Source organism: Oceanococcus sp. HetDA_MAG_MS8, assembly GCA_019192445.1.
Classification (GTDB): Bacteria; Pseudomonadota; Gammaproteobacteria; order Nevskiales; family Oceanococcaceae; genus MS8.
This window is the reverse complement of the sequence record JAHCMK010000009.1, coordinates 61,461-84,322: the sequence shown is the minus strand read 5'-3', so window position 1 is coordinate 84,322 and position 22,862 is coordinate 61,461. Positions and strand designations below refer to the sequence as shown.

Below are 22,862 nucleotides of genomic sequence, written 5' to 3'. Positions count from 1 at the left end.
GCTCATTCGCTCACACTGAGTAGCGAGGGGTAGTCCTTAGCCATCTGTGCCCCGTTCAAGGGTTTGTTGACTCCCTGGTGACAGGTGCTGCAATTTGCCTTGAAGGCATCTCCCAAGGGGCCCTTGCGATGCTCCGGGAAGACATCATTGAGTGGATGGATGTAGTCCACGTTAACATCGCGCACCATCCGAATGCCATGCCAAGCCGTGACGCGCTGCGGACTGCTTTGCTCCCAGTCGGAAAAGGCCCGCGAGTTATGGCAGAAGGTGCAGTTCACACCCAAGGCATCCGACATATGCATCATGAGGCTGTAGGTGCCCTCGGTGCTTTGGATGGTTGCACCATCTTGCCGCCCCGTGGGCAAGGCATTTTGCGCAGCAATGCGAATGTTCGCCGCCTCTAGCAGATAAGGTGTGAATGGGTCAGCCGGCAAGGATGCCAGCACCGCAGCCTCCGCAGGCTGGTTTTGCCCGGCCTTAGCCCCCACCATGGGCGCAGCTTCGGCCACCGCCGGATCGGTATACCAGTAGTTGCTAGGGATGTTTTGTCCACGGTGACAGGTGTAGCAGGTCACCCCGGTTTCACCCACATGGGTATTCCAATTGGCATTGATGTGTTGGGTCATTTGCAACATCTTGCGCGAGACCACTTTTTGGTACTTGTCGTCGGCCGCCAAGTTGCCCACATGACAATAGGTACATCCCTGCTCCGGAGCCACCCAGTTCGTCATGGCCTGCATGACGCGGACAAACTGTCCCACGGACAGGTCGCCCAGCACCTGCACGTTTTGATACAGATCACGGGCTCGCGGCCCTGCGGCGGCCGCCGGTGCAATGGGATCCGGGACGGTTTGCGAGGCTAACAAGACCGCCTTCTCGCGTGGGTTCGCAATTTGCACCATGCCGGTACCGCGATACCCCGATTGTTCGTCTTCAATCGGTGGTCGGTCCCAGCCGGCCGTGAACAACATGAACCCGCCAAGAAACAGGGCTACCGAGACGCCGAGAACGATAAATGCCGGTTTAAACATTATTGTGCTCCTGCCGGGTCAACTACGCCGGGATAGACGTCCGGATAAGGTGGCACCAAGCCATGCTCAATGCCCCAGAGGTACCAGTTGTCGACTACGGTGCCGGTGAGCAAGATGCCAATGCCGCCCGCCAGTGGGCACAGCACGGCGAACCACCAGGCCCAGCGGTGAATAGACTCCATCGTGGCGTTAAAGCCCATGGTCCACCGCCAGAACAAAGCCGCCCGCTCTGAAGCCGTCCCGCGATCCAAACTCTGCTCGATTTCTCGCTCACCGCCGTAACGGGTCACGGCCAAAATGGTGGCGCCGTGCATAGCAAACAGCAGAGCTGAGCCATACAAAAACACGATGCTGAGCATGTGGAAGGGGTTGTAGAACAGATTGCCGTAGCGGATAGAAAAGGCAGCGGTCCAGTCCAAGTGGGGGAAGATGCCGAAAGGCACCGCCTCCGCCCAGCTCCCCATCGCCAGCGGGCGAATAAAGCCCAGGACTAAGTACAACCAAATCGCTGCGGCAAAAGCCCAGGCGATATGCGTACCCAGGCCCAGAGATTTGGCGCGGGTATACACCCGCATCCACCACAGCAAGATGGAAGCGGTGAGGAAGAACCCTGCCATCAACCACCAGCCCCCTTCGGCCAGAGGCGGAATACTCAGCCCATGTTCGGGGCTGGGCGGTTCCAGTGCGAGCCAGGGCAATTGGCGTACAAACTGAATCGGATCCCAGCCCACCGAGGCCCACATGTTGAGGCCAATAATCTCGATGGCGATGAAGCCACACAGCAGCGAGGCTAATCCGTACCAGCCGAGGTACAAGGGCCCGATTTGAGCATCGCCAAACTTGCCGGCCCAATAACTAAAGAAGGGCTGACCCAGGCGCGGCTCGTCCTCAGCCGGCAATTCAATGCCGGGATAAGGTGGCGCGTGGACCTGCACACGATTAAAAATATTCTGATATTGCGGCATGACCTAACTCCCCCGTATTCCTCTTAACTCCACACCGGCAGTTCCAGCCACCAGTTCCACCATTCCGGCCAACCCCGAGTCCAGAAAGGGCCGCTCAAAATGATGCAAACCGCGCTGAAGAAGCCGGCAGCCAAGGCTAAGAACAAGCCCAGGCGGTGAATGCCCAGCTCGCCAATGGAATAGCCGATGGTGTCGCGGAAGAATGTGTTTTCGTGTTCGGCGGTCTTGACCACCGTGCCTTTGGGCGGATTCAGTGCGGACAGCACCAAGCCACCATGTAAGGACAGGGCAAAGGTTGTGGTGAAGAAGAAGGTCACCGCAATCATGTGCGCCGGGTTGTAATGAAAGTGCAGGTACTGGTAGCCCACATTCGACACCCAGTCCAGATGACTAATAATGCCGTAGGGAAAACCATGCCCCCAGGCACCCATGAGTACCGGGCGGATGACCACCAAACTCACATAGGCGAAGATGGCAACGCTAAAGGCGAAAGGGACGTGGTAGCCCATGCCCAGCTTGCGGCAAATTTCCACCTCGCGCAGCGCCCAGGAGACGAAGGCGCCAACAGCGCAGATGGTAATGATCTGCCACAGCCCGCCCTCCTTCAACGGCGCTAAACCTAAGCCATAGCTCAGATCCGGTGGTGCGATATTGATTTGCCACAGGTTCCAGGTTGGACCAATGGCCGCCCCATACACGATCAGCAGAGTGCCCAGGGCAGCAAAGAAAAGCGTGGTGACGCCGAAAAAGCCGACGTAAAACGGACCCACCCAAAAATCAAACAGATCGCCGCCCAGCAGAGTACCTCCGCGGACTCGATACTTCTTCTCAAAATTCAACATTGCCATTGCCCACTCCTTGTGTGCTGAGGCTTGCGTCCGGTCTTGGATTGGCCCAAGTGCGGACGGAGCTGGCGGACCGGCTCCGTCCGCTTCGCGCAGCTCGGTCTAAGACCTTGCTTGAGGTAGTGCGGCCTGTACCTGCGTGGTGTTCGCAGCAGCGGCTCCCTCCAACCAGTTGAAGCGATCGGTGCTCAACAGGACGAAGTGGATAAGAACTGCCAGAACAAACAGGAAGGTGAACAGGGCCACCAGAGTTCTGCGAGGATCGAAAAGCATCCAAATACGCCACATATCGTTATCTCCTAACTAAAGGTGGGTAGGTAGATGCTCGCGAGCGTTTTCGCGCTCTCGATCATCGCGGAATACCCTTCGGGACCTGGAATCCAGGGCCGCCAGGACCACACCAGGAAATGCGCCACAATGGCGATCCCGGTAAAGATGAGAAAACTCGTGACGAAGATCCTGTGGAACTCCTGAGCTTCCCCTTCGGTGAGACCGGATAGCGAACCACCCGGACGGTTAGCATCAGACATAGTCTGCTTCCCTCAGTTTTGGGCCTTGCGGCCCACGTCGCGGCGTAGGTCCCGCGACCGACCTGGCTGCGGCCAAATTGGCCCCAACCTTCACCGGACCCCCCGGTGAATTCCTTTCATCCCCCGCTACCAGCCCATCAAGGCAAAGGACGCCGCACTACTGGCCGCAGAACGGGTTTGCTCCAAGATGGAGTGATCGCTCTGCGCCGACGGCATCCAACCGCGCCACTTCTTGGGCATGAAGTGGGCGAAAACCGTGAGAAAAAAGCACAGCACGAAGGCCGTACCGAAGATCAGGCGAAAATCGCGTCGGTCCCGTGCAGTCTGCGCGGGTGACGGATGAAGGCCCATGGTGGTGATGGATTGCGTTGTCATAACTCCCCCTTGAACAAAACAAGGTGTGCAAACGCGAATCGTCTTGTACGGCTTCCCCCTCCAGAAAAGTCATACACACGCCTCGCGTCGTTACGCAGCCTGCTCGAGCCAACCCCGAACACAATGCGAAACACGGTGTGGGCCAGCCTCATGCAGCCTGCCCTCGTTCAATACCGCCCTGAGCACGCTGCACGTGCTCGGCCATAACTTGCTCGGCCGCGCTCAGGCGAGCATGGCGTTCAGCCCGATCACGCAGTGTTTTGGCGGCGGAAATACGGACCAAGATGGGCTTCTGCTCCACCCAGGCATCGAATAATTGCTGGGCTTGGGGATGCCAGGCCATGGCCGCCTCATCAAGGCGGGCCGGAGTGGGGTCTACCTGATCGAGATCGCTACCCAGCGGCAGAATGTGGAATAAGGCATCGAAGAGCGCATTACAGATTTCCTGCACCACATAAGTCGCCCCGGCATAGCCCATAAAGGGCGTACCGGTATGCCGGCGCACCACTGCACCGGGGAATGAGGCTGGGATATACACCGAGCGACCGCCCATTTCGGCGAGGTACATGCGCTCGTTGTAGCTGCCGTAGAGCACCAGCGGTGGATTCTTTTGAATGGCCTCACGAACAGCGGCATTATCGGGCTTCACCCCGGCACTACGGCCAAAGGCAAAGTGGCAGGGCAGCCCCATCTCGTCTTCCAGAAAATGGCGCAGGCCACGGGCATAGGTTTCGGTAGCCACCACCCCAAAACTGGCGGTGCCATAAAAATCCTGCGTGACGGAGCGCCATAAATCCCACAAGGGCTTGATGGTGGTGTGCTTCTCGCGTTCGATGAAGGGCTCGGGATCCAGCCCTAAGAGTTCGCCCAGGCTGCGCAAAAACTTGGTGGTGCTGTGCAGACCGATGGGGGCCTGCAAATACGGCCGCTCCAGGTTCTCACACAGTAGCCGCCCAAACTCGCGGTACATGCAGATGTTGACATCGGCATCAATCAACTTGGGTACGTCGGCCAGATGACTTCCCAGAGGGAAAACCATATTGATGTCGGCCCCAATGCCTTCGACCAGACGCCGAATTTCGGCCAGATCGGACGGCGTATTGAAGGTGCCGTACATAGGGCCAATGATGTTCACCCTGGGCGCCGTTCCAGGCTTGGGCTTACGCGGACGAATGGTCTTGGTGCCGTACTGCGTCCACAACCACATCAAGGCCCGGTCTGCGCTTTGCCATTGATCTTCATCAATGGTGCGCGGCAAGAAACGCTGAATATTCGTGCCTTCTGGGGTGACACCGCCGCCAATCATCTCGGCGATAGAGCCGGTCACCACCACCGAGGGCAGGTCGGGATCGAGGGTGGCATGCGCCCGGCGCAGCGCCCCTTCGGTGCCCTCTTGGCCTAACTCTTCTTCGGCCAGACCGGTCACCACAATGGGCAACTCATGCGGGGGCAGCCCGTCGGTGTAATGCAGTACCGAGGTAACAGGCAGGTTTTCGCAGCCCACCGGACCATCAATAACCACCTGCAGACCTTTGATGGCGGTGAAGGCATACACCGAGCCCCAGTAGCCGCCGGCGCGATCATGATCGAGAACCAACATCAGCCCAGATCCTGCGTTTCGCTAGATTTACGCTTGGCAGCCTGTTTAGCCATCTTGCGTGCATAGCGTGCCTTGAACTGCGGCCGGTCTTGAGGCTGGTCTTCCCAGACGCCAGCGGCGTAGTCCTCGCCGACCCCCGCGAAAAAGTCCTGCATGGCAGCAAAACGCTGCCGATTCCCCAGGGCGGCATTGATGACCTGCGCTAAAGACCCGGCACCGGCCGGCCCCATCAAAGGCCGCGCCGAAATTAGATTGGTGAAATACAAGGCTGGAATGGCCTGCTCTTTGGCTTTTTGCACAACGGGCGTGGTGCCAATGGCCAAATCCGGCTGATACTCGGCCAGCGCAGCCAAGTCCTGCTCCAAGGAGGCCCGATACTGCACCTGCACACCTTTGGCCAGCAGCCACTCCCGGTCAGCTTCCGACCACGGTGTTTTAGGACAGGCCGTCCCCACATAGGGCACTTCGGCGCCGGACTCAATGAGCAGCCGCGCCACCAGAAGCTCCGAGCCTTCATAACCACTCACGTTGATGCGCCCCCGAATTGGTTTGGCATCCAGAGCAGCACGAATAGCCGGCAGGCTTTGGTTCTTAGCCGCGTCGCGGCGAGCCGCAGATATTCCAGCAGCCTCAGAAATGGCGTCCAACCAAGCCGCGGTACCGTCATAGCCGACCGGGGCAGAACCCACGATAGGCCGGCCAGCCGCCTGAAACTCCCGCACCGAAGCCGTGTAGAAGGGATGAATCGCCGCGACCACAGCACCATCCAAGGCCTGATACAGCTCGCGCCACTCGCGCGTGGGCACCACGGGGCCAGCTTGCAGCTGCATGGGCGCCAGCAGTGCACTAATGCTCATGGGGTCGGCCGGGAACATTTCACCCAGCAAGGTAACGCTGGGCAGCGCTGCACGCTGCTCGCGCGGCGCAGCCACCGGCCCGGCCTCGGCTTCCGTGCATGCATATTGCAGCATGGCTCCGGCCAACACGTCTTTGGCCTCGGCATGGGTGGGCACCCCAAAACCGGGCACATCAATGCCGATAATGCGCACGCCGTTGATCTGCTTGGGTAATAGCCTGAGCGGCACACCAGACGCAGTAGGTACGCACAGGTTGGTGACCACAACGGTGTCGTATTGCTCAGGGTCGGCGAGTTTGAATACCGCTTCGCGGATGTCTTCGAACAGTTTGCCGGTGACCAGGGTCTCTGAATTAAACGGCACGTAGCCCACCGTCCGGCGCGCCCCGTAAAAGTGCGAGGTAAAGGTGAGCCCGTATACGCAGCAAGCCGAGCCCGAAAGCACGGTCGCCGTACGACGCATTCTTAAGCCCACACGCAACGACCCGAAGGCTGGGCACATGCTTTGTGGCTGGTCATGCGGGCCGGTGGGGTAATCCTTGGCGTAACGCTCCAGGATCTCGGATTGACCGGCCTGTTTGGCAGCGTCGTGCAGTGTTTTCTGGCCACCATGGCAACCGCTTTGCGCCGTATCCAGATCGGCTAGCGGAGTGACGGCCTCGGCCGCAGCCGAGCTAGTGGTGTTATCCAAGGCAGTATCGGCCGCGCTGTCGTACACCACCTCCGGACTGGCTTGGGGGCTGCGATCATCGAATGCTGTCATAGCGAACTCCAGGCCTAGCTCAAACGTCGTCGTAGACGACTTCCAGGCTGGGCTTGTCGATCACCGACTTCCCGCAGAGGTCTTCAGAGGTTGCAGGCTCCAAGACGAAGTCGCGACCTACAGCCTCACCCTTAAACAGCCCTAGCAACTCATCCTGGCTTAAGGTTCGCGGCTGCTGGGGTGGGGCCTCGGCCACATTCACACCCAGTTCTTCAAAGAGTCCGGCCCATTCGCTGCCGGGCTTGCCGACGATTTCATAGTTGGCGCTTTTTTGCCGGATGTCGTTATCGGCGGGGATAGCGGCCAACACCGGAATACCCACCTGCTCGGCAAAAGCCTGAGCCTCGCCGGTGCCATCGTCCTTGTTGATCACGATGCCGGCCACGCCCACATTGCCGCCAAGCTTGCGGAAGTACTCCACCGCAGAGCAGACGTTGTTGGCTACATACAGGCTTTGCAGGTCGTTGGAGCCAACAACGATGACCTTCTGACACATATCACGCGCAATCGGCAGGCCGAAACCACCGCAGACCACGTCGCCTAAAAAGTCGAGCAGAACGTAATCAAAGTCCCATTCATGAAAACCGAGTTTTTCCAGGGTTTCGAAGCCATGGATAATGCCGCGCCCGCCACAGCCACGACCGACCTCAGGACCTCCTAGCTCCATGGCAAAAACGCCGTCACGCTTGAAGCAGACGTCGCCGATGGCCACTTCGTCACCGGCTTCTTTTTTGCGCGAAGCGGTTTCGATGATGGTCGGGCAGGCCCGTCCACCAAAGAGCAAGGAGGTGGTATCACTCTTGGGATCACAGCCAATCAGCAGCACCTTTTTGCCCTGCTGCGCCATCATGTAGCTGAGGTTGGCCAGGGTGAAGCTTTTCCCAATACCGCCCTTACCGTAGATGGCGATAATTTGGGTGGCCTTGGTGGGCTCTCCGGTGGGTACGGCGTCGGGCTCTCGCTGAGCCTCGGCACGTAATTGGCGTTGCAGGCTAGCCAGGGGCACAGCCCCTACGTCTTGCGCAGCATTACTCATGGGTGTTGTCTCCAGTCCAGAATCATCTTCAAACAGGCCGGATCACCGAAGGCCTGTTCGTAAGCGGCGGGGGCCTGCCCCGCGGGTTGCCGATGACTGATCAGGCCATGCAGCGACAATTGCTCTGCGGCAATCAATTGACTGACCGCCTTGAGGTCTTCCGGCCGCCATTCCGCAGCTACGCGCAGGCGCGCTTCACGCAGGAAGGCAGGCGGGAAAGAAAAGCTCAGCGGTGCGTGATAAAAGCCCGCCAAGACAATCTCGCCGCCGTGTCCAAGGCGCGAGATCAAAGTATCGAGTAGGCCGCCGTCGCCACTGGCATCGCAGATCACGGCGTAATCTTTGCGGTCATCCTCATCGGGGTGGCAAACGGTATAGCCCTGCGCGCCGGCCTGACGCCCGGTTTGGGTTTCCCAGACCGTCGGCGGCGTTCCATTCAGTGCCACGCATAAGCGGGCCATCAGGCGGCCCAGCACCCCATGCCCAACGATCAATTCCGGCAGTGGCCCGGCCGCTAAAGCGTGATAAGCGGTGGCGGTTAGGGCCAGCAGCACACCCTCTTCGCTGAGCGAGCTGGGGATCGGAATAACGCGTTCACCAGGTACCACCACACGGGCGCTAGCACCACCAAACAAGCCGCGGGCACCTTGATAACAGTTGGCGCCGGGCACAAAGACCATGTCACCAACGGTGCGGCCCGAGTTTTCCCCCGCCCACTGCACGTGGCCGACGGACTCATAACCTGGAACCAGGGGATAACCCATACCTGGGAATGGAGGCATTTCACCGGACCAGAGCAAACGCTCGGTTCCTGTGGATATACCACTCCATTGGATGTCGACGACGACATCCTGTTGACCTGGAGGAACCAGATCCAACTCGGCTACGCCCAGCTGGCCTGGCTCCCTCAGCACAATCGCGAGTGTCTGCATTAGACCCGCGCCCCACTTGTCTGAGGACTCCGTGATCGAGACCACGACGTCTAAATTGTCTAGGAACTCTGAAAGTCAGACTTCCCCCCGCCATCGACACTACGCCGATTGGTGGCCCTGTCAAGCCTTAAGGTTTGCGTGCAACCAGCACTTGAACCAGGTCGGGAATAGCGGTGCTAAGACGCTGCACTGCAACAAATCCCGCCGCCTCAAGCAGCTGCTGTAACTGCGACTTTGTCCTTAGGCGCCCTTGGCCCATGGCTAACAAGTACACCTGAAAATAAGCGCCCACCGGATCCGCACCACGATCTCGCAACATAGGCTCGGCAAGCAGCAATGTTCCACCGGATGGCAGTGCGGCAAAGGCCTGTTGCATAAGGGTTTCCACGGCAGGCTGATCATGGTCGTGAACCACACGCACCAAACTGATCAGATCGGCGCCCCGAGGCCAAGGGTCAACAAACATGTCCACAGCCTGCCATTGCACCGCGCCAAACTTGGGTGCCGTGGCCGCGACAGTGGGCAAATCAAGCACGCGGATTCTCAGTGTGGGGTGCCGCTGATGGACAGCCATCGCCAAGGCGCCATGCCCACCGCCCACATCTATCCAGGATTGGTATCGACTAAAGTCGAATGCCTGAATAATCTGATCGGCGAGCAGTTGCTGAGATTGCGCCATTAAGGAGGAATACTTGCGCGCATTCACCGACTCTGGGTCTCCACCACCGCGTGCGTAGCCCCAATAGCTCGACAGCTCGGTACGGCCAGCGGCACCAGCACGTAAGGCCAGCGGGTCGGCTAAATCTGCGTATAAGGCGGAGTGGTGTTCCACCATGGCCTGCACGCCTGGTTGTGCGAGCAAGGCCGCACCCTGGGGCCCCAACATGTACCGACCACTGGATGTGCACTCGATCAGTTGCAAACCACAAGCGGACTCCAACCATGGGACTAATGTTTGCTGGTCCAGGCCGCAATGGTCGGCCAGAGCCTGCAGGCTACATTCACCCTGCCGCAATTGCTCCAAAACGCCGGTTTTCAGGCAGACCCACAGCGTCTGTGAGTGAACAAAGCCTGCCACCAGTGAAAACATTTGCCGGGTCTTCCGGCGCGCCACCCAGCGCAGGATGGGCCAGTACATCGAGCGCCGTACAAAGCTGGACTGCAACAATATGGAATTGCGCCAGTGGCGCAGCCGCACCAGCCAAGACATGGCCTAAGGACTAGCGAAGCAACATTGCGGCCGGCTTAGCCCCATGCATCAAGCTGCATGCAAAGCGTCTTTGTTGGGCAGCAGTTTTTGCACTTCATGGCGGATTAATAGGCCTAGCGCCTGCTTACCCACGCACTCGGGAATACTGCTGACCGCCTGCTGCATCAGCTCTTCAATATACAGGCGGGCCCCAGCCACACCGCGGCGAAGAACCACATTAGGACGCCCTAGGGCCTGGTCCTGACCTACGGGCTTGCCAATCGCAGCGACCTGCCCTTGTACGTCGCGCAAATCATCAAAGACTTGATACGCCTCGCCCACGCATTCGCCCACCTTGGCCCAAGACCGAGGCTGCGCATGCCCAGCTGCGGCTGCACCCGCCATGCATGCCGCCGCAAACAACGCGCCGGTTTTAGCCTGCTGGTAAGCCTGCAGATCGAGTTGGTCCTCGCATTCCCAGGCCTGCCCCGCGACGATGCCTGCGGGCATGCCCACAGCCATGCCCACCGTGGCGAGCACCATGGGGAGGCGCTCAGCGGGTAGCCCCGCTTCGGCCAAACTGGAAAACGCCGTCACAATCAGGGCATCGCCCGCCAACACGGCCAGCCTTTCACCGAAGGCCTTATGGACCGAGTCGCGTCCGCGGCGTAAGTCGGCGTTATCAAAACAGGGGAGGTCGTCATGCACCAAGGAGGCGCAATGCAATAACTCTAAGGACGCCGCGACGGCATCCAGAGCTGGCGATGGGTTGGCCCCACACGAGGCGGCCACGGCCAAACATAACTTGGGGCGTATACGTGCCCCGCCGGGGAAGACCGCATGCTGCACGGCATCGGCCAGTCGGGGCGGGCAACTTGGCTCACGACTACTCACCAGAGCGCTCATCAGCGCACATTCAATTCGTGATTCCACATCCATGACTTTTCCCCGATTTAACCCCCCATTGCGAATGCACTGGGCTGCAGGGTTTACAGTAGGTGCGGTCTCAGTGAGGAGTCAACGCAAGATGCGACAGACCCGCCCCCATGTTGCGGTGATCGGTGCCGGCATTGGTGGTTTGGTGGCCAGCCTGGAACTTGCGCGTCGTGGATATCGGGTCACGGTGCTGGAAGCAGCGCCAAAACTTGGCGGAAAAGCCCATTATCGGGAGGTCCAGGGCCACCGCATCGCGATGGGCCCCACCGTGCTCACCATGCGCTGGATCTTCGACCAGATCTTCTCAGCGGCAGGCTCCGACTTTAGTCGCATATGCCAACCCCAGCCCTGTTTGCGCATTGCGCGCCATTTTTGGGATGCCGGCAGCCCTTTGGATCTCTACCCAGACCGGGACCGCAATACCGCAGCCATCGCGGCATTTGCCGGCCGCCGGGAGGCCAAAGCCTATGTGGATTTCGCCGCCCATACGCAGATGGTGTACCAAAGCATGCGGCGAGGGTTCCTAGAAACCGCCCAACCTCACCCCATGCGCTTAGGCCTACAGGATGGCCTTGGCGGGCTGGCACGCCTGTGGCGCAGTCGACCCATGCATCGCTACTGGAGCGTGCTCAGTGATTTCTTCGCTGACCCTAGGCTGCGCCAACTCTTCGGTCGCTATGCGACCTATGCCGGCAGCAACCCCTTCCAAGCAACGGCGGCCTTGGCGCTGATCAGCCATGTCGAAGAATGCGGAGTGTGGCGGCTCCAAGGCGGTATGCCGGCTCTGGCTCAGGCCCTTGCTGCGCTAGCCAAGCAACATCAGGCTGAGCTGCTGCCAAATTCGCCGGTCACTGCCATCCATGGTGCGGCCGGACACTGGACCCTAGAGCGTCAAGACGAACCCAGCCTCCACGTTCAAGCCGTGATTTACAACGGTGAGCTCGCGGCACTAGAGCAAGGCCTACTGGGCGAGGTGGCTCAAGCCGCCTGCACGGCGCCCAAAGGTCCGGCGTTAGCCGCCCTCACCTGGGCGCTGCGAGCGCGGATACACGGACAAACCTTGGCCCACCATAATGTGTTTTTCGGCGCGGACTATCAGCGCGAGTTTGAGCAGATATTTTCGCAGCAGTGCCTGCCTGATAACCCCACCGTTTATCTATGTGCGCAGCAGCGCAATGATCAGGAGCCCGCAGACTCGGCTACACAGGCCAGAACAGAGTCCATGCTTTTGCTCAGCAATGCCCCTGCAGGCAGCGCTCCCGATCTGGAACTCGGCCTCGAGCGTGTGTGTGAGCGCTTAGGCAGCTGCGGCTTGCACATTCATATTGAGGCCATGGAGGCGTGGTCACCCCAGGACTATGCCAAGCGCTTCCCTGCCTCGCGCGGCGCAGTTTATGGCCCGCCCATGCATGGCTGGCGTAGCAGTTTTAGTCGGCCCAGCGCGCGCAGTCGTATTCCGGGACTGTATTTATGCGGGGGCGGGGTGCACCCCGGCCCGGGCTTACCGATGGTCGCCCTGTCTGGCCAATTTGCCGCCCAGGCCGTCGACGCCGACCTTAACCAGAGTTGCTAATGAACACGCCTGCGGCCCCGGACTGGACCCGCGCCGTTCCCGATAACGGCTATGCCTGGTGGTATATCGATGCCTTATCGGACTGCGGTCGCTATGGCCTAACCATCATTGCCTTCATCGGCAGTGTGTTCTCCCCTTACTACGCTTGGCGCCGCCGCCGTGGACCGACCCCAGCCATGCAGCACTGCGCGCTCAACATCGCCCTTTATGGGCCCGGCGGCCGCTGGGCGATGACCGAGCGCGGATCTAGCAAAGTCGAGCCGCAGACCTGGCGTATTGGTCCCAGTTGTATACAGCGTAGCCCCAAGGGTCTGCGCCTGGAGCTCGATGAAGTCTGTGCTCCCCTGCCCCGCCGAGTGCGGGGGCAAGTGCAGTTGGAGGTGCATTCCGGCCTGGATGAGGCTCTGGCCCTAGACGCCGAAGCGCGGCACCTATGGCAGCCCTGGGGCGCTAACGCCAGAGTTCGCGTCACACTTCAGCAGCCTCAGCTGCAGTGGACTGGCCGCGCCTACGCCGACCATAACCGCGGTAGCGAGGCTCTAGAACAAGGCTTTAGACGCTGGCACTGGAGCCGTTTTCATCAAGGCGATGGGTGCAGGATCGTGTACGCCGCTCACCCTCGCCGCAGCGCTGCACAGAGTTTGGATTTACATATCGGCCCGCAGGGTTTGCAGCAACTCCACAGCAGGGCCCCGGAACAGCACTTAGGCCGTGGCTTTTGGGGCGTCGAGCGCCCCATTCTTAGTGAACCTACTCCGCAGCTGCTCAAGGCCATGGAGGATGCGCCCTTTTACACGCGCTCTCATGTGCGCTGCCAGTTGGACGGTCAAGTGCTCGAAGGCGTGCATGAAAGTTTGGACCTGGATCGTTTTGCACACCCATTGGTGCAGCTGATGCTGCCATTTCGGATGCCACGCCGGGCTTAAGTCGCGCTGCTGCGCTGCGCCCAGCTATCGGCCAGGTGCGCCAGGCCGGCCACACTCAGCAAGATCAAACCCCAAGTGGGGTATGTGGTGGGCAGGCTCAGGTGCACACTCAGCAATAAAGCCGCGCCCGCCACGCGATGCGGCAACCATAATGCCCAGCTGCTCCCTGCGCGGCGATGGCGCCAGGCGCACATCACCATATCGACGGCGATCACAACCAAGGCCAAGCCGGTCAACCAGCCGTATTGGAAAAGGCTGATCACTGGGAGTCGGCGTTGTGGTCGCGCTTACGCTTCTCCCGTCGTAGGCTCCACAGTTCATACAGCCCCCAGCCAAAGGTCAGTACAAAGACCAGCAGCATTTCCACCAGTGCTAAATGCTCACCCATGACTTACACAGCGCGCTGGTCGCTTAAGCTCTCTCGCTCCCGGCGCTCCAAGCGCTCGAACAAGCCCAATACGCGGACGAGCTGCGCACTCCACTGCCACCAGGCTGGGGGCAACTCTGGTACATGATCTGCCTGAGTATCCGCGCCGGCGCAGACCAAGAAGCGATTCGCATCCAGCGGTGGCTGAGTGAAGTCTTCGGGGCAGTGGTTCATCGGCAACCAACTCCGACCGACCAATACAGCCTTCGCCAGAGGTGACACCACCGTACGCTGGCTGACGGAATCGCAATCGGCTGCCAATAAGGCGGTACCGATGCGTGAGTAGATCAGTCTGGCCGCATAAATCCCAGGGCGGCAGTCCAGCGGCAAGCTCGCAATACCCGCATCAGCCCGCTTATACAGCCGCTCGGCCGCCCGCAATAACCGCTGCACCACAGGTTGCAGGGCGGGGGTGAACTGCGGATTTTGCAGAAATTGCTGGGCATCAATACCAGCCTGCGCCAACCAGTTGTGTGGCAGGTAGAGCCGACCAGCACGTGCGTCGGTTCCCACATCGCGCGCGATGTTGGTCAGCTGCATGGCCACCCCGAGGTCACAAGCGCGAGCCAGCTGCGGGTAACTCCGCGCCCCCATGAACACAGCCATCATGGCACCCACCGAGCCGGCTACACGCGCCGAATAAGCATGCACCTCTCGCAGGTCAGCATAGCTGCGTTGTTGCACATCCCAGGCAAAGCCTTCGAGCATGGCATCCAGCAACACCCGCGGGAGGTCGTATTCGCGCACCACTCTGGCGAGCTCTCGGTCGATGGGGTTGGCGGCCGGCCGCCCGGCGTACATGCAGTCCACCCGGCGGCGTAAATCACGCAGTGCCGGCAAGGCTTGCTGCTCGCCGTCGATGGCGTCATCGGCCACCCGGCAAAAGGCATACAGAGCCGTTGCTGGGCGTCGAACTCGCCGCGGTAACAACACCGAAGCCCAGTCGAAACTGCGGGAGCCGGCGCGCAGAACGGCGCGGCATTCGTCGGCATCAGCCAGCGGAAGCGTAAAGACTTTGTGCATGAGGTATGAGCTGATCCAGTACGCGAGCAGAAGACAAAACGCCAGGCAGACCAGCGCCGGGGTGAGTGCCCGCACCCACCAAATACAATCCAGGCAGTTCCTCACTGCGGTTATGCGGCCGGAACCATGCACTTTGTAGCAAGTTGGGTTCCATTGCGAAGGCGGCTCCGCGATAGGAGCGCAGCCGATCTGCGAAATCCTGTGGTGTGAGCATGCGCGAGCTCACAATGTGCTCACCAAGCTGCGGCAGGAAGGAACCTGCCAGGAAGGCTTCGATGCGCTGGCGATAGGGTTCGGCCATTTGTTCCCAATCGGTACCGTCCTCGAGGTGCGGCACCGGTGAGAGCACATAAAAGCTGTCACAGCCTGAGGGCGCCAAACTGGGATCCGTCGCCGTGGGCCGATGCAAGTACAAGCTGAAATCATCGGACAAGACCTGTTTGCGGAAAATGTCGTCCAGCAATCCGCGATAGCGTGGCCCAAGCAGAATCATGTGATGAGGCACATCGGGGTAGGTCTTACGCGTGCCGAAGTACCACACAAATAAACTCATGGATGAGCGCGACCGGGCCAGCTTGCGGTCTGTCCAGCGCCGCCGCGGATGATCACCAAGCAACTTCTGATAAGTGGTGGCCGCATCGGCATTGGACACCACCACATCGGCCGGAATCTGCTCGCCCGATTCCAGCTGTACGCCAGCGGCGCGCCCCTGCTCAATCAAAATGCGCTGCACCGGTGCCTGGCAGCGAACGCGGTTGCCCTGGCCTTCGATCAGCTTGACCAAGCCAGTCACTAATTGATTCGTCCCACCCATGGCGAAATGCACCCCCCAGCGCCGCTCGAGCGCAGAAATCAGGGCGTACACCGAGGTGGTATGAAAAGGGTGCCCACCGACCAACAAGGGGTGGAAACTCAGGATAATCCGCAGGCGCTCGTCGCGCACGAAGCTGGAGACCAGGCTGTAGACGCTTTGATAACTGCGCAGGCGAATGAGGTCTGGCGCCACCTTGAGCATTTGCCCAAAACGATGAAAAGGCACATGACCTAATTGCTCAAAGCCGACCTGGAAAATCCGTTCACTAAAGGCCATGAAACGCTCATAACCTTGCTCATCGCCCGGCGCGAAATCACGGATGCGCGATCGCATCTGCTCGGGGTCGCCGTTGTAGTCAAAGCTGGAGCCATCGGCAAAACGAATCCGGTAGAAGGGATCGCAGGGCACCAGCTCCACATCATCGGCCAGACGCTTGCCGGCCAGTTCCCAAAGCTCTTCGAATAAGAAGGGCGCGGTCACGATGGTGGGCCCGGCGTCAAAGGTAAAGCCGTCCTGGCGGTACACATAAGCGCGCCCACCTGGTGCATCCAAGGCTTCTAGCACGGTAACCGCGTAGCCACGGGCGCCAAGGCGAACCGCTGCGGCCAGCCCACCAAAACCACTTCCAATCACCACGGCATGGCGTTGATGGCCCTGGCCCGATCCTGGGTCTGCTCTCATGCGACTTCCAATTCCTGCAATGCCGGACGCAAGCGATCTATAACAAGGCTGGGCGATTCTTCGTGGGCCAAATGCCCTAGACCGGGCATCTCCACAACCTCAGCCTGCGGGCAGCGGGCCGCCAAACTATAGGCCTGCTGCGGTGGTACGGCCTTGTCTTGCATGCCCACCACCAGCGTCAGCGCACACTGCAACTGCGGCAAATCCCGCCACAAATCCTCCAAATTCCAACGCGCAAGCATGGCTAGCACCGCTCCCACATGGGCCGGGCTCCGCAGTAGCTGAGAGTAGAGGGCCACGCCCTCGGGGTCGATTTCCGACCCTGTGCTGCGTAACAAATGAATCACCCGCTCAGTATCCGCTCCGCCCCAAGACAGGGTACGCGGCACGATGGGATTTAAAAATAAGAGCTTGGCCAGCGTGGGAAAAATATGACCGGCCAAACCTTCGAAGGGCATAAAGGCACCATTCAAACTGACCAGATGCCGGGTCGCCCCAGGCGCCTGCAGGAGCATCTGTGCGGCGATGGCTGCACCGGCGGAGTGACCGATAATCACGCGCGGCGCAAAGCCCGTTTCATTGAGCAGGCTTTGCACGGCCTGAGCCATGCCGGACAAGCTCATGCCACGCCCGGCCGGACGCTCAGTAAAGGCATGCCCCGGCAAATCGGGCGCAAAAACCTCCACCTGGTTGGCCAATAGTGGCAACACGCCGCGCCAGCTATGGGTGGACGCCCCGGTGCCATGTAACAGCAACACTGGCAACCCACGTCCCATGCGCTGCACGTGCCAGCGTAGCCCTCCAGCCTGTATGAAGCGAGAGTGCTCAGCATGCGGCCAATGCTGGCCATCGCGGCGCCAATTCAATGCTGACTTCAAGCCACCTGCTCCCGTACGGCCGCGCTCACTGCCTGGGATTGAGCCTGCGGAAGTGCCAGGTAGCGGGCCGCCATTGCCGCTGCCAACTCACGCCCAGCAGCCTGGGCATAAGGCGCGGTGTCGATATACAAGCTTGGGGTACGCGCCCGAGCGATATTTCGCGCGGCGGCCAGCGCCTCCTGCTGGGCTTGTTGACGCCCGCCTTGGCCTGCGCGTGTCACATTGGCCCGACCATCGCTCATGACCACCAGTAGGGGTGACTGCCCGCGTCTTTGCACATCCCCGGCCAAATTCAACCCCAAGTCCAGGGCACTCGCCAAAGGGGTGCCACCACCACCAGGAGCCGCTGCCAAAGCGCGCTTGGCTCGCACCAAAGAGCGCGTGGGCGGCAGTAAAACCTCGGCTTGGTAGCCGCGAAATACGATCACTGCCACATGGTCGCGCCGTACATAGCAATCGGCCAGCAATAACTCCACTGCCCCTTTGGCCTCAGCCAGGCGATGCAAGGCCGCCGAGCCAGAGGCGTCCACGAGGAAAATGGTGCAGGTTTCGGTTTTTTGCTCGTATCGCCTGAGGCGAAAATCTGTGCGCCGAATGTCCAGGCGCACGCGAGCTTGCTGACCAGGCTGCACCGCTGCCCGTGGCACGCCCCCGCGAAGCTTTTGCCAAGGCGCAGCTGCGCGCAGGGTGGCCAGGACATCCAAGCGGTTATGTCCATCCGGCTGACCAGGCACCACAGCAATAGCTCGCCCCCGTTGGCGACTGCGGCTCTTGGCTCCAGCACGGCCATGGCTAAGCTGCCGGCTACGCTGGCGAATCTGCCATTTGGCTAAGAGCCCAGGCGGTAACTGTGCCCGCGTTGCCGCAATCATGGCCTGCGCTTCGGCCTGGGCAGGGGCGTCATCAGCGGCCTGTTCATACTCGGGCATGGCATCAGAAGGTGGCGTCTGAGAGAGATCATCCGCTGGCGAACTCTCCGACGGATCAGCAGGCTGATCTGATGCGGAGCTCTGCTCTGGCACCGACTCTTCCTCATCTGACGCACTGGGCATGTGGGTTGCCCGCGGCACCAGCACATGCTGTACCGCCCAATCCAAGTCGTCTTGTTCTATTTGCGCGTGATCACGCAGCGCTGCCAGGGCCCGAGCGACTTTGACGGTGTGCATCGCAGCTCGCAACGACTCCACGCCCAGGGCCGCCGTCAAGGCCGCGACCGCCTCCATCACTGCCGGCGGTGTGCGGACCTGCGCCAGCCTTTGCTTGGCATGGGCAATGTCTATGGCGCTGAACTCCGGCTCCACCCACTGCCCGGCCAAGCCTAGCTCCGGCAGTTCCAGATGCATGGCTAGCCGCTCAGCGAGCGCGCTAGCAACCGTGCTGTCTTCATCCTCCAGTTGCTCGTCATACGCCACCATTGCTGGCGGCTGAGCAAGTGCATCACGCTCTTGTACTAAACGACCGGCTTCGGCTGCGCTCCAGCGCTCTGCCATGGGTAAAAGCAGGGTCAGCCCGGCAGACTCTTGGAGCAAACCGGGCTGCCAGCATAGGCGGCCGGCCGCAAGAGTCGCGGCCAAATCCAGCCCACCGTAAAGGCGTTCAGCACAGGCGCGTAAAGGCACGCGGCGCAGCGGCTGCGAGAGCTTTTCCTGCAGGCTGGCCTGCCAAGCCTCCCGCGCTGGACCGGCACGCGCCAAGAGCAATAATCCGGTACCCGGACCATCCACGGCCAGCACCGCTGCGGCAATCTCCGCCGCCTGTGCCGGTGGTCGCGGAGGGGCAGCCTGCATCAGGCAAAGACCTCATCTAAGGCCCGTTGCACACGCGCCCCGGAGCCTGACTCATCCAAGGGGTCGCGGCGCAAGCGATGACGCAAGGCCAGCGGCGCAGCCTGCTGCAGATGAGCATCCCCTACAGACTCGGCAGCATTCAAAGCGGCGATGGCGCGGGCTGCCCGAATGAGAGTGAGTTCACCGCGCAAACCATCCGTGCCCAAAGCCATGCAGAGCTCAGCAGCTCTTTGCAATGCCGCATCGGGTACTGCGATCCCATCAAGACACTCGCGCGCTTTAACGATGCTGCGACGCAATTTGCCTTCCTGACGCTGCCAGCGGCGCAGGAATGCCGCCGGGTCATCTTCAAATTCGGTCCGCCTGCGAATGACCTGCATGCGCTGCTGCACATCTTGAGGCGTACTCACATCGACGGCTAAGCCGAAGCGATCCAAGAGTTGGGGGCGCAGCTCACCCTCTTCGGGGTTCCCGCTGCCCACCAATACAAACCGGGCTGGGTGACGCAGGCTCAAACCTTCACGCTCCACCACATTCTCGCCCGAGGCCGCTACATCCAAGAGCAGGTCCACCAAGTGGTCTTCCAGCAAATTGACTTCATCGATGTATAAAAAGCCTCGATGCGCACTGGCCAGCAAACCCGGCTCAAATGATTTGCGCCCATGGACCAGGGCCTGCTCCAAATCCAAGGCGCCAACAATGCGATCTTCGCTGGCGCCCAAAGGCAAGTCGACCACGGGGACCGCAGCCTTCACCGGCTTACCCTGCCCGCCACAGGAGGGACAGTCCGGCACGGGACGCGCCGGATCACAGTGATAGCGGCAATCCTTGACCATGGCCATCTTGGGCAGCAGCGCAGCCAAACCGCGGACGGCCGTAGATTTTCCGGTGCCGCGATCGCCCAAAATTAAAACGCCGCCAATTCGCGGCTCCACGGCCGCGATGAGCAAGGCTTGGGTCATGCCGTCTTGGGCGACGATGGCGGAAAAGGGATAGGGAGTACTCATTGACTCTGGCTCCTCAACTACAGTCAGGCGGCATAGGAACCGCGCAAGATTTGCGGCAGGCTAAACACCACCGACTCGTCTACACCTGGCATCTCCACCGGGGCCTGAGCACCCTGCTGGCGCAACCAGCTCACCACTTCTTGCACCCGAGACTCAGGGGCCGAGGCTCCTGCCGTGACCCCGATACAGCTTGCACCATGCAGATCTTGAAGACTCAAGACACCAGCGCCTTCTATGAGCCGGGCTCGTGCGCCCAGGCTGCGCGCCAACTCACACAAGCGGTTGGAGTTAGAACTGTTCGCAGAGCCCACCACCAAAACCAGGTCACACTCACGCGCCAGGCTGCGGACTGCGTCCTGGCGGTTTTGCGTGGCGTAACAAATATCGTCTCGCGCCGGCCCGACCATGTGCGGATAGCGCAGCTGCAACGCCGCGATGATGGCTTGGGTGTCGTCGACTGACAGTGTGGTTTGGGTCACATAAGCCAAGCCTCGCTGCGGGTCCAGCTCCAGCGCATGTGCCTGCTCTACAGTCGATAGCAGGTGCATACGGCCACCGTAGCTGGTATCAAACTGTCCCATGGTGCCCTGCACTTCGGGATGACCTGCGTGCCCGATGAGGAGCACATCACGCCCCTCTTTGGCGTAGCGGATCACTTCCAGATGAACCTTGGCCACAAGAGGACAGGTCGCATCAACCACCAACAAACCGCGTAAGCGGGCTTGCTCCACCACTTCGGGGGCGACGCCATGCGCGCTAAAAATACATGTGGAGCCCGGCGGAACATCGCTGACTTCGTCCACAAAAATCGCCCCTTGCTGGCGCAGTTCATCCACTACGCTGCGGTTATGGACCACTTCATGACGCACATAAATCGGCCCTGGTAGTTGCTCCAAAGCCCGCTGCACGATGGCAATAGCACGGTCTACGCCCGCACAAAACCCGCGCGGCTTCGCCAAACGAATTTGCATCATGGCCTTCTCCTGCACCATCACGGTCCCGCCCCAAAAGGTGCATTGCGCGCAACGATGGCGTAATTGAGTACAGCGGCGAAGCTGACCCAGGCCCAATAGGGCACTAAAACAGCGCCGGCAGCTCGATGAAGACGAGCAATACCAACAACTAAAAGCCCGGTAGAGGCCCACAGCACGCCCACTTCCACCAGCGCCCAATCCGGCCGCTGCAGGCGGAAAAACAATAAACTCCAGAGCACATTCAAGGCCGCGTTTTGGCTAAACAGCAGCAACACATTGCCGCGCTCTGCCGCGCTGTGGGCCGCCTGCCAGGCCCAGACTCCAGCTAAAGCGGCCAAGGCATACAGCAGCGTCCACACCGGCCCAAACACCCAATCGGGTGGCTGCCAGCTTGGCTTTTGCAGTTGCTGATACCAAGGCCCTATATCGGTGGATAAGCCGCCGAGTACCGCCACCAGGACGGCGGCTCCTAGAGCCGCGAGAATGGGGCGATGTTTTGCGCCTTCAGTCACGGACGCACCAGACCCAGCAGGTGCGCTAAGTCTTTGAAGAAGATGCGCATGTGCGCCGCTGGCCGCGCCCGCACCAAGCGCTTGTGCATATAAGCCTCCCAGGTGAGGTGCTGCACATCGGGGTCGGAACAAATACTCACAAAGCGCTCACGCCGACGATCGCTGGAGTACCAAAACCATTGCATGATGCCCAGCACCCAAAAGACCCGGCCATGGGCACGCATAAAACGTTTGCGAGCGCTGGCCAAGTGCCGGGCGTCGCGGGTTTCTAAGGTTTTTGCCGCTGCTTCGGCAGCCAACCGACCACTTAGCATGGCGTAGTAAATGCCCTCGCCAGAAGATGGCGCCACGCAGCCGGCAGCGTCGCCGGCCAGGATCACGTTGCGACCATCATCCCAGCGCTTCAACGTGCGCAAAGGAATAGGTGCGCCTTCCCGGCGAATAATCTTGGCCTCGGCCATGCCGCTGCGTTCTCGCAGGCTGGCCACGGCGTGACGCATGGAAAACCCTTTATGCGCTGTGCCCACACCAATGCTGGTTTGCTTGCCATGAGGAAACACCCAGCCATAAAAATCTGGGGAGATTTCTCCCTGGTAATAGACATCGCAGCGGGCTCCATCGAAGGCCTCTCCGGCAGCAGCCTGGGGTGACTCCACAATTTCGTGATAGGCGGCCACAAAAGGAACGTCCTTGGACTCGGGCAGAGCTTGCCGCGCCACTTCGGAACGGGCTCCGTCGGCGCCGACGAGCAGGCGGGTACGCACTTGGATTCGCTCTACACCACCGCCTTTTAGACTATGGTCGTACTCCACCACAACGGTGCCATCTGCGCTTTTGCGCACTTTGCGGAACTGGCCCTGGCGGCGCTGGGCTCCACATGCGGCAGCGCGAGCGCGTAGCCATTCGTCAAAGTCTTCGCGGTCGACCATGCCCACGAAGCCGTTAATGGGCATATCCACGCGACGTTTGCGTGGGGAAATCACACGCGCACAATGCACCTTGGCCTTCAACAGAGATTCGGGCAGCGCGAACTCTTCCAAGGCTTTGGGCGGTATGGCACCACCACAGGGCTTAATCCGGCCCTCACGGTCGAGCAGCAGCACGCTGCGCCCTGCACGCGCCAGATCCCAGGCGGCTGTAGCTCCGGCTGGCCCACCGCCAACGATGACGGCTTCGAAAGTTTGCATTGTCACGTCCCCTTG

23 protein-coding genes are annotated in these 22,862 nt (G+C 60.5%); 2 read left to right on the top strand and 21 right to left on the bottom strand.

Features of this window, described 5'->3' with window-relative positions; genetic code table 11:
• Positions 1–2 precede the first annotated feature (2 nt).
• The 12 genes from KI787_13920 to KI787_13865 all read right to left on the bottom strand — a co-directional run bounded on the left by KI787_13920 (position 3) and on the right by KI787_13865 (position 11,061).
• Positions 3–1,031 (bottom strand): photosynthetic reaction center cytochrome c subunit, encoded by a 1,029-nt coding sequence (locus KI787_13920; GenBank protein MBV6631048.1) that lies wholly within the window; start codon positions 1,029–1,031, stop codon positions 3–5.
• Positions 1,031–1,996, bottom strand: a complete 966-nt coding sequence (gene pufM / locus KI787_13915; GenBank protein MBV6631047.1) for a photosynthetic reaction center subunit M — start codon at positions 1,994–1,996, stop codon at positions 1,031–1,033. The genes KI787_13920 and pufM overlap by 1 nt, the downstream gene beginning before the upstream one ends.
• Positions 1,997–2,019: 23 nt before the next feature.
• Positions 2,020–2,844 (bottom strand): photosynthetic reaction center subunit L, encoded by an 825-nt coding sequence (gene pufL, locus KI787_13910; protein MBV6631046.1) that lies wholly within the window; start codon positions 2,842–2,844, stop codon positions 2,020–2,022.
• Between the two features lie 99 nt (positions 2,845–2,943).
• Positions 2,944–3,129, bottom strand: a complete 186-nt coding sequence (locus tag KI787_13905) for a light-harvesting protein (protein ID MBV6631045.1) — start codon at positions 3,127–3,129, stop codon at positions 2,944–2,946.
• An 11-nt stretch (positions 3,130–3,140) separates the two neighbouring features.
• Positions 3,141–3,371, bottom strand: coding sequence for a light-harvesting protein (locus tag KI787_13900; GenBank protein ID MBV6631044.1), 231 nt, complete (start codon positions 3,369–3,371; stop codon positions 3,141–3,143).
• A gap of 126 nt (positions 3,372–3,497) precedes the next feature.
• Positions 3,498–3,746 carry a hypothetical protein gene (locus tag KI787_13895; protein ID MBV6631043.1) on the bottom strand — a complete coding sequence of 83 codons (249 nt, stop codon included), beginning with the start codon at positions 3,744–3,746 and terminating at the stop codon, positions 3,498–3,500.
• Positions 3,747–3,894: 148 nt separating this feature from the next.
• Positions 3,895–5,346 carry a chlorophyllide a reductase subunit Z gene (bchZ, locus tag KI787_13890; protein ID MBV6631042.1) on the bottom strand — a complete coding sequence of 484 codons (1,452 nt, stop codon included), beginning with the start codon at positions 5,344–5,346 and terminating at the stop codon, positions 3,895–3,897.
• Positions 5,346–6,965: a chlorophyllide a reductase subunit Y gene (gene bchY / locus KI787_13885; protein MBV6631041.1), complete on the bottom strand. Its 1,620-nt coding sequence runs from the start codon at positions 6,963–6,965 to the stop codon at positions 5,346–5,348. Before bchY ends, bchZ begins: the two co-directional genes overlap by 1 nt.
• A 19-nt stretch (positions 6,966–6,984) precedes the next feature.
• Complete coding sequence (locus KI787_13880) at positions 6,985–8,001, bottom strand: chlorophyllide a reductase iron protein subunit X (protein MBV6631040.1); 1,017 nt, start codon at positions 7,999–8,001, stop codon at positions 6,985–6,987.
• Positions 7,998–8,933, bottom strand: a complete 936-nt coding sequence (gene bchC / locus KI787_13875) for a chlorophyll synthesis pathway protein BchC (protein MBV6631039.1) — start codon at positions 8,931–8,933, stop codon at positions 7,998–8,000. Before bchC ends, KI787_13880 begins: the two co-directional genes overlap by 4 nt.
• Positions 8,934–9,060: 127 nt before the next feature.
• Positions 9,061–10,143: a methyltransferase domain-containing protein gene (locus KI787_13870; GenBank protein MBV6631038.1), complete on the bottom strand. Its 1,083-nt coding sequence runs from the start codon at positions 10,141–10,143 to the stop codon at positions 9,061–9,063.
• Positions 10,144–10,191: 48 nt separating this feature from the next.
• Entirely contained in the window at positions 10,192–11,061 is an 870-nt protein-coding gene (locus KI787_13865; GenBank protein MBV6631037.1) for a polyprenyl synthetase family protein, read from the bottom strand.
• A gap of 88 nt (positions 11,062–11,149) precedes the next feature.
• Here KI787_13865 and crtI point away from each other — a divergent pair, with 88 nt between their 5' ends.
• Positions 11,150–12,631, top strand: a complete 1,482-nt coding sequence (gene crtI, locus KI787_13860; protein MBV6631036.1) for a phytoene desaturase — start codon at positions 11,150–11,152, stop codon at positions 12,629–12,631.
• Positions 12,631–13,557 carry a carotenoid 1,2-hydratase gene (locus tag KI787_13855; protein MBV6631035.1) on the top strand — a complete coding sequence of 309 codons (927 nt, stop codon included), beginning with the start codon at positions 12,631–12,633 and terminating at the stop codon, positions 13,555–13,557. The genes crtI and KI787_13855 overlap by 1 nt, the downstream gene beginning before the upstream one ends.
• On the opposite strand, the gene KI787_13850 is transcribed toward KI787_13855, so the two are convergent.
• The 9 genes from KI787_13850 to KI787_13810 all read right to left on the bottom strand — a co-directional run bounded on the left by KI787_13850 (position 13,554) and on the right by KI787_13810 (position 22,847).
• A complete protein-coding gene (locus KI787_13850) occupies positions 13,554–13,820 on the bottom strand; it encodes a hypothetical protein (protein MBV6631034.1) in 267 nt (88 codons plus the stop codon). The two genes, KI787_13855 and KI787_13850, sit on opposite strands and share 4 nt — an antisense overlap.
• Before the next feature lie 128 nt (positions 13,821–13,948).
• On the bottom strand, positions 13,949–15,007 hold the full coding sequence (locus tag KI787_13845; GenBank protein ID MBV6631033.1) for a phytoene/squalene synthase family protein: 1,059 nt from the start codon (positions 15,005–15,007) through the stop codon (positions 13,949–13,951).
• On the bottom strand, positions 14,976–16,502 hold the full coding sequence (locus KI787_13840) for a phytoene desaturase (GenBank protein ID MBV6631032.1): 1,527 nt from the start codon (positions 16,500–16,502) through the stop codon (positions 14,976–14,978). The genes KI787_13845 and KI787_13840 overlap by 32 nt, the downstream gene beginning before the upstream one ends.
• Positions 16,499–17,380 carry an alpha/beta fold hydrolase gene (locus KI787_13835; GenBank protein MBV6631031.1) on the bottom strand — a complete coding sequence of 294 codons (882 nt, stop codon included), beginning with the start codon at positions 17,378–17,380 and terminating at the stop codon, positions 16,499–16,501. The genes KI787_13840 and KI787_13835 overlap by 4 nt, the downstream gene beginning before the upstream one ends.
• Positions 17,377–19,167: a magnesium chelatase subunit D gene (locus KI787_13830; protein MBV6631030.1), complete on the bottom strand. Its 1,791-nt coding sequence runs from the start codon at positions 19,165–19,167 to the stop codon at positions 17,377–17,379. The genes KI787_13835 and KI787_13830 overlap by 4 nt, the downstream gene beginning before the upstream one ends.
• Complete coding sequence (gene bchI, locus KI787_13825) at positions 19,167–20,174, bottom strand: magnesium chelatase ATPase subunit I (GenBank protein MBV6631029.1); 1,008 nt, start codon at positions 20,172–20,174, stop codon at positions 19,167–19,169. Before bchI ends, KI787_13830 begins: the two co-directional genes overlap by 1 nt.
• Positions 20,175–20,197: 23 nt before the next feature.
• Complete coding sequence (ispH, locus tag KI787_13820; GenBank protein ID MBV6631028.1) at positions 20,198–21,145, bottom strand: 4-hydroxy-3-methylbut-2-enyl diphosphate reductase; 948 nt, start codon at positions 21,143–21,145, stop codon at positions 20,198–20,200.
• A gap of 20 nt (positions 21,146–21,165) precedes the next feature.
• Positions 21,166–21,660 carry a tryptophan-rich sensory protein gene (locus KI787_13815; GenBank protein MBV6631027.1) on the bottom strand — a complete coding sequence of 165 codons (495 nt, stop codon included), beginning with the start codon at positions 21,658–21,660 and terminating at the stop codon, positions 21,166–21,168.
• On the bottom strand, positions 21,657–22,847 hold the full coding sequence (locus KI787_13810; protein ID MBV6631026.1) for a geranylgeranyl diphosphate reductase: 1,191 nt from the start codon (positions 22,845–22,847) through the stop codon (positions 21,657–21,659). Before KI787_13810 ends, KI787_13815 begins: the two co-directional genes overlap by 4 nt.
• Positions 22,848–22,862 lie beyond the last annotated feature (15 nt).